General features: G+C 70.4%; 6 protein-coding genes and 1 pseudogene. 1 reads left to right on the top strand and 6 read right to left on the bottom strand.

The genetic code is table 11. The features are described from left to right. Positions 1-26: 26 nt before the first annotated feature. The 4 genes from O3X23_RS39445 to O3X23_RS39460 all read right to left on the bottom strand — a co-directional run bounded on the left by O3X23_RS39445 (position 27) and on the right by O3X23_RS39460 (position 5,182). The gene (locus O3X23_RS39445) at positions 27-1,694 is read right to left on the bottom strand and encodes a glycoside hydrolase family 13 protein (RefSeq protein ID WP_269278676.1); all 1,668 of its coding nucleotides are present in this window, start codon (positions 1,692-1,694) and stop codon (positions 27-29) included. A gap of 86 nt (positions 1,695-1,780) precedes the next feature. After that, complete coding sequence (locus O3X23_RS39450) at positions 1,781-2,692, bottom strand: sugar ABC transporter permease (RefSeq protein ID WP_269278678.1); 912 nt, start codon at positions 2,690-2,692, stop codon at positions 1,781-1,783. Between the two features lie 12 nt (positions 2,693-2,704). Next, the gene (locus O3X23_RS39455; RefSeq protein WP_269278680.1) at positions 2,705-3,688 is read right to left on the bottom strand and encodes a carbohydrate ABC transporter permease; all 984 of its coding nucleotides are present in this window, start codon (positions 3,686-3,688) and stop codon (positions 2,705-2,707) included. A gap of 204 nt (positions 3,689-3,892) precedes the next feature. After that, positions 3,893-5,182, bottom strand: coding sequence for an extracellular solute-binding protein (locus O3X23_RS39460; protein WP_269278682.1), 1,290 nt, complete (start codon positions 5,180-5,182; stop codon positions 3,893-3,895). A gap of 344 nt (positions 5,183-5,526) precedes the next feature. Here O3X23_RS39460 and pulA point away from each other — a divergent pair, with 344 nt between their 5' ends. Then, positions 5,527-10,938, top strand: coding sequence for a pullulanase-type alpha-1,6-glucosidase (pulA, locus tag O3X23_RS39465; RefSeq protein ID WP_269278684.1), 5,412 nt, complete (start codon positions 5,527-5,529; stop codon positions 10,936-10,938). A gap of 61 nt (positions 10,939-10,999) precedes the next feature. Here the strand turns inward: pulA and O3X23_RS39470 are convergent, their stop codons facing one another. Continuing rightward, positions 11,000-11,527, bottom strand: a complete 528-nt coding sequence (locus O3X23_RS39470; RefSeq protein ID WP_269278688.1) for a GNAT family N-acetyltransferase — start codon at positions 11,525-11,527, stop codon at positions 11,000-11,002. A 312-nt stretch (positions 11,528-11,839) separates the two neighbouring features. Then, a pseudogene (locus O3X23_RS44375) lies at positions 11,840-11,929 on the bottom strand (DUF1203 domain-containing protein); the annotation flags it as partial. Positions 11,930-11,931 lie beyond the last annotated feature (2 nt).

The raw sequence follows: 11,931 nt of genomic DNA on the forward strand, positions 1-11,931 counted from the left end.
ATGTTATGGGACGGATGGTGGCCACGTCAGATCGCCCACCAAATCGTGGTGTCGGCGGGGATGTCGGCGTACGCTCCGTCCGCACGGAATCCGGCCTCGCCGAGCAGCACACGCCCGGGGACCGGGATCGTCACGGGGGCCGCGGTGACGTTCGCGGTGCACACGAACGAGCCCTCGGCGCTGTCCCGGCGGAACGCCAGCACGCCCTCCGGAGCCTCCAGCCACGTCACCTCCGAACCCGCGCCCAGGGCGGGGTGTTCGCGGCGGACGGCCAGCGCCTCGCGGTAGAACTCCAGCGTCGAGGCGGGGTCGCCCTCCTGGGCCTCGACGCTGAGGCCGGCCCACGCGTCGGGCTGCGGCAGCCAGCTGGGGCCGCCCTCGACCGGGCCGAAGCCGTACGGTGCCCGGGTGCCCGACCACGGCAGCGGGACGCGGCAGCCGTCACGGGTGCCGTCCTGGCCGGCGTTGCGGAAGAACGCGGGGTCCTGGCGCACCTCGTCCGGCAGGTCGGTGACCTCGGGCAGCCCCAGCTCCTCGCCCTGGTACAGGTACGCGGAGCCGGGCAGCGCCAGCATCAGCAGGGTCGCGGCACGCGCCCGGCGCAGGCCGAGCGCCTGGTCGCCGTCGGCGAAGCGGGTCGAGTGCCGCACCACGTCGTGGTTGGACAGCACCCAGGTGGCGGGCGCGCCCACGGAGCCCATCGCGGCCAGCGAGGTGTCGATGACGCGGCGCAGCGCGTCGGCGTCCCAGCCCGACGTCAGGTACTCGAAGTTGAACGCCTGGTGCAGCTCGTCGGGGCGCAGGTACAGGGCGCTGCGCTCGACGGTCGGCGTCCACGCCTCCGCGACGGCGATGCGGTCGCCCGCATACTCGTCCAGGATCTTCCGCCAGCTGCGGTAGATCTCGTGCACGCCGTCCTGGTCGAAGTACGGCATCGTCGCGGTGCCCAGCAGCTTGAGCTGCTCGTGGGAGCCGATGTCGGGCAGGCCGGGGGCCTTGACCATGCCGTGCGCAACGTCGATCCGGAAGCCGTCGATGCCCAGGTCCAGCCAGAACCGCAGGATCGAGCGGAACTCGTCGTGCACGGCCGGGTGGTCCCAGTTGAAGTCCGGCTGCTCGGGGGCGAAGAGGTGCAGGTACCACTCTCCCGGGGTGCCGTCGGCGTTGACGGTCCGCGTCCAGGCGGGGCCGCCGAAGATGGACTCCCAGTCGTTGGGCGGGAGTTCGCCGCTGACGCCCTTGCCCGCGCGGAAGTGGAAGCGCTCGCGGATCGGGGACCCGGCGCCCTCGCGCAGCGCCTGCTTGAACCACTCGTGCTGGTCGGAGCAGTGGTTGGGGACCACGTCCACGATGACCCGCAGATCCAGCGCGTGGGCGGCCCGCACCAGGTCGTCGGCGTCCGTCAGGGTGCCGAACATCGGGTCGACGGCACGGTAGTCCGCCACGTCGTAGCCGCCGTCGGCCTGCGGGGAGGCGTAGAACGGCGACAGCCACACGGCGTCCACGCCGAGCGAGCGCAGGTAGGGCAGCCGGGCGGTGATCCCGGGCAGGTCGCCCATCCCGTCGCCGTCGCCGTCGGCGAAGCTGCGGGGGTAGACCTGGTAGATCACGGCGTCACGCCACCAGTCTCTGCGCGCGGCGTCGGCGGCGTTGTCGGCGGCGGAGCGGGGCGCGTCGGTGAGGTGCTGGCTCATGACTTCCTTTGGGTGTGGCGGGCCGTGGTGTGCGCGGAGCACGACAGGAGGCGTTCTGTGCGGTGCCGCGGCACAGCTGTGCTGGATCAGGACTTGGCGGCGCCGGCGGTCAGACCGGACACCAGGTGGCGCTGGACCACGAAGAAGACGAGGGCGGCGGGAATGGCGATGATCACCGCGGCGGCGGTCAGCGATCCCCAGTCCGCGCGCTGGTCGGTGGCGAGGGTGCGGATGCCGGCCGCCAGCGTGAAGTTCTCGTTGGTGCTCATGAACTGGCTGGCGTACGCGACCTCGCCCCAGGCGGTCAGGAAGCTGTAGAAGGCGGTGACGGCGAGCCCCGGGCGGGCCAGCGGCAGGATCAGCCGCCAGAACGTGCCGAACGGGGTGAGGCCGTCGATCCGGCCCGCCTCGTCGATCTCGTGCGGGATGGTGTCGAAGTACCCCTTGAGCATCCAGGCGCAGAACGGCACCGAGATCGTGCAGTAGGTGACGATCAGGCCGAGGTAGCTGTCGAGGAGGCCGAGCTCGCCGAGCAGGTTGTACAGCGGCACGATCAGCACGGCCATGGGGAACATCTGCGTCGTCAGGAAGGTCCACATCAGCTGCTTGTGGCCGGGGAACTTCATCCGCGAGATGGCGTAGCCGGCGCTCGCCGACAGCATGACGCCGAGCACGGTCGTCGCGGCCGCGACGATCGCCGAGTTGAGGAACCACTTCGGGAAGTTGGTGTGCAGGATGTTCCGGTAGTTCTGCAGACTCAGGTGGGAGAGGATCTCGCCCGGGTCCGTCCACGCGTTCTTCGGCCCGAAGGAGATGAACGCGATCCACAGCGCCGGGAAGATCGCGACGGTGCTGGCGACCATGAGCGTGGTGTGCAGGGCGAGCGAGGCGCCGCGGCTGCGTTCGCCGCGCTTGCGGCCCGCGCGGCGGGCGGGCACCGCGGCGGAACGGGACGCGTCGGCGCTCTTCGTCGTGCCGGTGTGGGCTGTTGCACTCATCGTCATGGCTCCTTACGCCTGCTCGGTCTTGGCCTGGTAGCGCCGGTAGAAGGTGGAGAAGACCAGCAGGATGGCGAGGATGACCATGCCGTACGACGCGGCACCCGAGTAGTCGGACACCCCGGTGAACGCCTTGCGGTAGGCGTAGGTCACGAGGATGTCGGTGTCCCCGCTGTTCGTCTGCCCCAGCAGCAGGAAGATGATCGGGAACATGTTGAACGTCCAGATCACCCCGAGCAGGATCACGGTGTTGCTGACCGGGCGCAGGCCGGGGAGCGTGATGTGCAGGAACCGCTTCCAGGGGGAGGCGCCGTCCATCTCGGCGGCCTCGTAGAGCTCCTGGGGTATGGACTGCATGCCGCCGAGGAGGGCGACCATCATGAACGGCACGCCCGCCCAGACGTTCACCATGATGACCGCGACCTTCTGGGCGAAGGGCGTGCCCAGCCAGTCCTGGGACGGCAGCCCGACGTGGGTGAGGATCGAGTTGAAGACGCCGTACTGCGAGTTGAGCATCAGCCGCCAGGCGAAGACGCTGACGAAGGCCGGGATGGCCCAGGGCAGGATCAGCGAGAGGCGGTAGAAGAGCCGGAACTTCGCCGGGCGGTTGAGCAGCAGTGCCATGCCCATGCCGATGGCGTAGGTGAAGGCGACGCAGGTCAGCGTCCAGGTGACGGTCCAGATGAGCCGCGGGTAGAAGTCACCGTCCTGGCCCGAGAGGATCTTCCAGTAGTTGTCGAAACCCACTACGTGGTAGGTGGCCGGGATGTGGACCGGGCCGATGTCCTTGGCGATGTTCGTCTCGGTGGCGTCGGTGAACGACAGGTAGATGCCGTAACCCAGCGGGTACAGCACCAGGACGCCGATCACGATGACCACCGGGGCGACCATGGCCCAGGCGTACCAGTGCTTGTCCCACGACCGCTTGAACAGGGTCACGAGGCCGGGGCGCGGGGCCTTGCCGCGCTGTTGCCCGTCAAGGGCTGCGGTGGTCATCACTCATCGGCTCTTTCCACGATTACGGACGATGGTGCGGGTGGTGTCGCGGCCCCGGAGCGCCCCTCGGAGCGGGGCGGGCGGGGTGGCTCGATCTCCGGGGCCGCGCGTCGGCCCGGCCCGGACGGCCGGGCGCGTGGGCCCCGACCCTCCCGGAGGAGGACGGGGCCCCGGCCGACCGGACCGGAGTCTGGTGCCGTCCGGCTACTTGGTGAAGCCCGGCAGGAGCTTGGCGAACTCGCCGGCCGCCGCGTCCAGTCCGGCCTGGACCGAGACCTGGCCCTGCAGGATCTTCACGTACTGCTGCTGGAGCGGCGTGAAGAGGCTGCCGACCTGGGGGAGCGCCACGCGGGGGCGGGCGGTGTCCATGATCCCCTTGAAGCCGGCGATCTTCGCGTCGGCGGTGACCGCCGGGGTGTACGCGGAGGTACGCGTCGGCAGGGTGCCGGTCTTCGTCGCGATGGTGACCTGGCTGGCCGAGTTGGTCATGAACTCGGTGAACAGGTAGCTGGCGTCCAGGTTCTTGGAGCCCTGGTAGACCGCGAGGTCGTGGCCGCCGGTGGGCGCCTGCGGCTTGCCGGTGGAACCGGCCGGGACCGGGGCGTAGCCGAGGTTGGACTCCTTGCCCTTGAAGGCCGAGCCGCTGATGTCGTCGCTGACGGACCAGGGGCCCTGGATCAGCATGGCGACCTTGCCGTTCTTGAACGAGGTCTGCATGTTGTCGTAGGCGCTGGCGAAGTCCACCTTCTGCGAGGAGGTGTCGTAGATCTGCTTCGCCTTGGTGACCGCCTTGACCGCCTCCGGGGAGTTGATCGTGATCTTCTTGGCGGCGGCGTCCGCGAGGTCGGTGCCCTCACCGAAGAGCATCGGCATCAGGAAGTAGGTGTCCGGGTTGAGGTACGTGCCCGTGACCCCGGTCTTGTCCTTGATGGTCTTCGAGACGGAGATGAACTCGTCCCAGGTGGTCGGCGGCTTGGCGATGCCGGCCTTGGCGAAGATCTCCTTGTTGTAGAGCAGGCCCAGGGTGTCGGTGACCGACGGGACCCCGTAGGTCTTGCCCTCGTACTTGGTGGTGTTGAGCGGGCCCTGCGTGAAGTCCGCGGTGTCCTTCAGGGCGGCGGTGCCGTCCAGCGGGGCGATGTAGTGCAGGGAGGCGTACTCCGGGATCAGGCCGACGTCGGCCCGGACCACGTCGGGCGCGCCCTTGCCGCTCTGCGCCGCCGTCTTGAACTTCTGCTCCACGTCCGCGAAGGGGACGTTGACGTACTTGACCTTGATCTTCGGGTACTTCGCCTCGAAGGTCTTGATCAGGGCCTGGTAGACGGGCGCCTCGTTCGTGGCGTCCGACGTGTCCCAGTACGTGATCTCGCCGGAGACTCCGGCCGGGTCCTTGGCCGCGTCCCCGGTGCTCTTGTTGTCGCTGCTGCCGCCACAGGCGGTGGCCCCGAGAACGATGGCCGCGGCCATCGCCACGGCGGATATGCCGCGTCGCATACCTGTCTCCTTGATGAGGGTAAAACCCGGTTCACCCTGGAGTGGGTGATGCGCACCGCTTGGTGCTGTGCGGCTGCTCGGGCTGGGCAGGAACGTAACAGCGATGTAAGACCTTGCGAAAGAGCCTGCAAGAAAGTTTCGGCCACACCTCTCGAATGTGACGTTGCCGTTACCTGCGGGTGTCCGATGCAGGCCCAGGCCCCACAAAGTGCGTTGCAAGGTCTTGCTGCAAGGGGCGGGCAGCGATAGCGTCCGCAGCGCCCGGCGGTGCCGCCGGGCAGCCGCGGGACCTCGGCGCGTAGTGCCCCCGGCACGAGCTTTTTCCGCTACGAGGAGACCCGCCCGTGTCCGTACCCGCACGCATACGACGTGTGGCAGCGACGGTGGTGTCGGCGCTGCTGCTGGCCACCGTGCCGGCCGCCGTGCCCGCCCTGGCCGCCGCGCCACCCGCCCCGCCGTCCGACGCGGCGCTCGCCGCCCAGCCGGCCCGCCACGACCTCACGCGTGAGCAGTTCTACTTCGTCCTGCCGGACCGGTTCGCCAACGGCGACACCCGCAACGACACCGGCGGGCTCACCGGCTCCCGGCTCGCCACCGGCTACGACCCCACCGACAAGGGCTTCTACCAGGGCGGCGATCTCAAGGGACTGACCGGGAAGCTCGACTACATCAAGGGGCTCGGCACCACCGCCATCTGGATGGCGCCGATCTTCAAGAACCAGCCCGTGCAGGGCACCGGCAAGGACGCCTCGGCCGGCTACCACGGCTACTGGATCACCGACTTCACCCAGGTCGACCCGCACTTCGGGACCAACGACGACCTGAAGAAGCTCATCGCCGCCGCCCACGCCAAGGGCATGAAGATCTTCTTCGACGTCATCACCAACCACACCGCCGACGTCGTCGACTACAAGGAGAAGGCGTACTCCTACCTCTCCAAGGGCGCGTTCCCCTACCTGAGCAAGGACGGGACGCCCTTCGACGACACCGACTACTCCACGGCCGCTACGGGCAAGGACTTCCCCGCCGTCGACGCCGACTCCTTCGCGCGGACGCCCGTCGTGGCGCCGGAGAAGAAGAACGCCAAGGTCCCGGCGTGGCTCAACGACCCGTCGATGTACCACAACCGGGGCGACTCCACCTATGCCGGGGAGAGCACCGACCAGGGTGACTTCTCCGGCCTCGACGACCTGTGGACCGAGCGTCCCGAGGTCGTCCAGGGCATGGAGAAGATCTACGAGATGTGGGTCAGGGACTTCGCGATCGACGGCTTCCGGATCGACACCGTCAAACACGTCGACCTGCCGTTCTGGACCCAGTGGGCCACCGCGCTCGACACATACGCCGCCCAGCACGGGCGGAAGGACTTCTTCATGTTCGGCGAGGTCTACTCCGCCGACACCGCGATCACCTCGCCCTACGTCACCCAGGGCCGGCTCGACGCCACCCTGGACTTCCCCTTCCAGGACGCCGCCCGCTCCTACGCCTCCCAGGGCGGCTCGGCGGCCAAGCTCGCCGGCCTGTTCGCGCAGGACTACCGGTACACCACCGACAAGGCCAACGCCTACGAATCGGTGACCTTCCTCGGCAACCACGACATGGGCCGCATCGGGACCTTCCTCCAGCAGGACAACCCCGGCGCCACGGACGCGGAGCTGGTGCGGCGGGACCGGCTCGCCAACGAGCTGATGTTCCTCAGCCGCGGCAACCCCGTCGTCTACTACGGCGACGAGCAGGGCTTCACCGGCGCGGGCGGCGACAAGGACGCCCGGCAGACGATGTTCGCCTCCCAGGTCGCCGACTACCTCGACGACGACGAGCTGGGCACCGACCGCACCCACGCCGGCGACGCCTACGACACCGCGGCGCCGCTGTACCGGACGATCGCCGCACTCTCGAAGCTGACCAAGGCCAACCCCGCGCTGCGCGACGGCGTGCAGACCGAGCGGTACGCGGCCGACGGCGCGGGCGTGTACGCCTACTCCCGCACGGACGCCAGGACCCGGACCGAGTACCTGGTCGCGGTGAACAACGCGGCCGAGGCGAAGACCGTGGCGGTGCCGACCGGTGCGGCCGGAGCGGACTTCGGCGCGCTCTACGGCGCCACCGGCACCGTGCGCAGCGGCGGCGACAGCAAGATCAGCCTGACCGTCCCCGCCCTGTCCTCCGTCGTCTACAAGGCGGACAAGCCGCTCGGCGCCCCCGCCACCCGGCCGACCGTCACGCTGCGCGCACCCGCCGCGGGCGCCACCGGCACCGTCGAGATCACCGCCGCCGTGACCGGCGGGCAGCTCGACCGGGTGGTCTTCGCCGCCCAGGTCGGCAACGCCAAGTGGCAGGTGCTCGGCTCCGCCGACCACGCCCCCTACACCGTCACCCAGGCGCTCGACCCGGCCGTCCCCGCCGGAACCGCCCTCCGCTACAAGGCCGTGGTGACCGACTCCGCCGGGCACACGAACAGCGCGACCGCCGGGACCACCAGCGGCGCGCCCGTCCACGAGACGCCGCCCAGCGCGGTCTCCCGCGACTACGCGGTCGTCCACTACCAGCGCCCCGCCGGCGACTACGCCGACTGGGGGCTGTACACCTGGGGCGACATCGCGGACGGCGAAGGCACCACCTGGCCGGCCGGCAAACCCTTCACGGGACGCGACGCGTACGGCGCCTTCGCCTACGTCAAGCTCAAGCCGGGCGCGTCCAGCGTCGGCTTCATCGCCGTCGACAAGAACGGCGTCAAGGACACCGACGCCGACCGGGCCGTCGACCTCACCAGGACCGGCGAGGTGTGGATCAAGCAGGGCAGCCCCGAGGTGCTGAACGCGGCCCCCGCGGGCGCCTACCCGCCGCAGGACACGACGAAGGCCGTCCTGCACTACCAGCGCGCCGACGGTGACTACGCCCACTGGGGCCTGCACACCTGGACCGGCGCCGCCACGCCCACCGACTGGACCAAGCCGCTCCAGCCGACCCGGATCGACGCCTATGGTGCGGTGTACGAGGTACCGCTCGCACCGGGCGCCACCGCGCTGAGTTACATCCTCCACAACGGCGATGCCAAGGACCTGCCCTCCGACCAGTCCCTGGACCTCGCCTCCAACGGGCATGAGGTGTGGCTGTTGGCCGCGACGCCGAAGTACCTGCTCCCGCAGCCCAAGGGCACGGGCGGCGACCTGGACCTGAGCAAGGCGCAGGCGCAGTGGATCGACCGCGACACCGTCGCCTGGCACACCGACGCGAGCGCGTCCGCGAGCCAGCAGCTCGTCCACGCCCCTGACGGCGGCATCACCGTCAAGGACGGCGCCCTGTCCGACGAGGGCCACTGGCTGCGGCTGTCGAAGGTCGCGGGCGGCCTGACCGCGGCCCAGAAGGCGAAGTACCCGCACCTGAAGGAGTACGCGGCCTTCACCGTCGACCCGCGCGACCGCGACCGGATCGGCGCCGCGCTGACCGGCCAGCTCATCGCCACCCAGCGCGCCGCGAACGGAGCGCTGCTCGCCGCCACCGGCGTGCAGACGCAAGGGGTGCTCGACGACCTGTACGCCGCGAAGGCGCAGCGCGCGACGCTCGGCCCGGTCTTCGACCACGGCCGGCCCACCCTGTCGGTGTGGGCGCCCACGGCGCACCGCGTCGCGGTCGAGATCGACGGCAGGACCGTCCCGATGCGGCGGGACGCCGCCAGCGGCGTCTGGTCGGTGACCGGCGGCCGCGACTGGTCCGGCAAGCAGTACCGGTACGCGGTGACCGTCTGGGCGCCCAGCGTCCAGAAGCTGGTCACGAACCTGGTGACCGACCCGTACTCCGTCGCCCTGACCGCCGACTCGGCCCGCAGCCTCCTCGTGGACCTCGCCGACCCGAAGCTGGCCCCCAAGGGCTGGCAGCGGCAGGCCAAGCCGGCGGCGGTGCCGATGAGCCAGGCGCAGATCCAGGAGCTGCACATCCGTGACTTCTCGGTCGCGGACACCACCGTCCCGGCCGCGCAGCGCGGCAAGTACACCGCCTTCACCGCCGCGGGTTCGGCGGGCATGACGCATCTGCGCGCGCTGGCGAAGGCCGGCACGGACTACGTCCACCTGCTGCCCGCGTTCGACTTCGCTACCGTCCCGGAGAAGACCGCCGACCAGGCGGTCCCGGAGTGCGACCTCGCCTCCTTCCCCGCCGACTCCGAGAAGCAGCAGGAGTGCGTGGCCAAGGCAGCGGCCAAGGACGCCTACAACTGGGGGTACGACCCCTACCACTACACGGTCCCCGAGGGCTCCTACGCCACCGACCCGAACGGCACCGGCCGCACCACCGAGTTCCGGCAGATGGTGCAGGGAATCAACGGGGCCGGTCTGCGGGTGGTGATGGACGTGGTCTACAACCACACCTCGGCGTCCGGCCAGGCCGACACCTCCGTCCTCGACAAGATCGTCCCCGGCTACTACCAGCGGCTGCTGGCCGACGGCAGCGTCGCCAACTCCACCTGCTGCTCCAACACCGCGCCGGAGAACGCGATGATGGGCAAGCTGGTCGTCGACTCCCTCGTCACCTGGGCGAAGGAGTACAAGGTCGACGGCTTCCGCTTCGACCTCATGGGCCACCACCCGAAAGCGAACATCCTCGCCGTCCGCAAGGCACTGGACGCGCTGACGCTCGCCAGGGACGGCGTCGACGGCAAGAAGATCATCATGTACGGCGAGGGCTGGAACTTCGGCGAGGTCGCCGACAACGCCCGCTTCGAGCAGGCCACCCAGGCCAACATGGCCGGCACCGGCATCGCCACCTTCAGCGACCGGGCGCGGGACGCGGTACGCGGCGGCAGCCCGTTCGACGCCGACCCCGGCGTGCAGGGCTTCGCCAGCGGCCTCTACACCGACCCCAACCCCTCGACCGCGAACGGCACCCCCGCCGAGCAGAAGACCCGGCTGCTGCACTACCAGGACCTCATCAAGGTCGGGCTCACGGGCAACCTGAGCGCGTTCACCTTCACCGACTCCACCGGGAAGCAGGTGCGCGGCTCCGGGGTCGACTACAACGGCCAGCCGGCCGGATACGCGGCGGCGCCGGGCGACGCGCTCGCGTACGTCGACGCGCACGACAACGAAGCGCTGTACGACGCGCTGGCCTTCAAGCTCCCGGCCGCCACGACGGCCGCCGACCGGGCGCGGATGCAGGTGCTCGCCGAATCGACCGCCATGCTCTCCCAGGGCCCGGCGCTCTACCAGGCGGGCAGCGACCTGTTGCGGTCCAAGTCCCTGGACCGCAACTCCTTCGACTCCGGGGACTGGTTCAACGCCATCCACTGGGACTGCGCCACGGGCAACGGCTTCGGCCGCGGCCTCCCGCCGGCCGCCGACAACCAGTCCAAGTGGCCGTTCGCCAAGCCGCTGCTCGCCTCCCCGGCCCTGCGCCCCGGCTGCGCCGAGATCACCGGCGCCTCCGCCGCCTACCAGGACCTGCTGAAGATCCGCTCCACGGAACCGGCCTTCGCCCTGACCTCCGCGGCCCAGGTCCAGGACCGGCTCTCCTTCCCGCTCTCGGGCCAGGACGAGACCCCGGGCGTCATCACGATGCGCCTCGGCGACCTGGTGGTGGTCTTCAACGCGACGACCACCCCCCAGACCCAGCGGGTGACCACCCTGGCGGGCACGTCCTACGCCCTCCACCCCATCCAGTCCGCCGGCTCCGACCCCACCGTCAAACAAGCCACCTACGACAGGACAACCGGCACCTTCAAGGTCCCGGCCCGCACGGTAGCGGTCTTCACCACCCGCTGACCGAACCCGCACCACAACCAGGGCCCGCCTCCCCACCGGGAAGGCGGGCCCTGCCCGTTGCTCAGCTGAGCAGGCGTTTCTCCAGGAGGGTCACCGCGTACCTGCTGCCCCCGCCGCCGTCCTTCAGGGGCTGCTCGCCGGTCACGGTGTAGCCGGCCGACTCGTAGTACCCGCGCAGGCGGGGGTTGGTCGAGACGCAGTCCAGGCGGCTCACGGTGCGGCCGGATATCGCGATGCGGTGTTCGGCGTGGGTGAGCATGGCGCGGCCGAGGTTCGGCGGGGCGGTCGTGCGGTCGGTCATCAGGCGGTGGATGTAGCCGGCGACCGGGGGCTGCGGGCCCCAGGCGGGCTCGTCGTCCCACCACAGTTCCCAGCCGCCGACCGGGGCGCCGCCCGCGTCGGCGAGCCAGACCTCGCCCTCCTTCATGCGCAGCAGGAAGTGGTCCGCGCTCTTCTGGCCGGGCTTCCACTGGTCGATGCCCTGCCGCTGCATCCAGCGGGCGGCTCCGTCGTACAGGGCGACGAGGGCGGGCGCGTCGTCCTCGGTGGCTTGGCGGAAGGTGACGCCGGCACGGTGAAGATCGTTCATGGCCGCCATTGTCGCCCGCGGCCCCGGGCCGGAACCGGCCGCCCCCGAGGCGGCGTCCAGGGGATCATGAACGCCACCTCCGTCACGATCCGTGACGCCCACCCCGGCGACCTGGACGACCTCGCCGACGTGCACCGCCGGGCCCGCGCCACGTACTACGCCGGGCACCTCCCCGAGGAGGAGTACGACGGCCCCGACGAGCTGGGCCGCTGCCGGGCCGGCACCGAGCGGGCGATCGGGTCGGCCGACCGCAGGGTGCTCTGCGTGCTGCGCGAGGACCGGTCCCAGCTCCAGGTACGGACCCGGGTCCGCACCCGTCTCCGCCGCCCAGTGGCGCAGCGGGGCGTAGGAGAGGAGCGCGAGCCGGTCGCCGGGCGCGGCGTGCCGCAGGCAGCAGCGCAGCG

The organism is Streptomyces sp. H39-S7, from assembly GCF_027158205.1.
Taxonomy (GTDB): domain Bacteria; phylum Actinomycetota; class Actinomycetes; order Streptomycetales; family Streptomycetaceae; genus Actinacidiphila.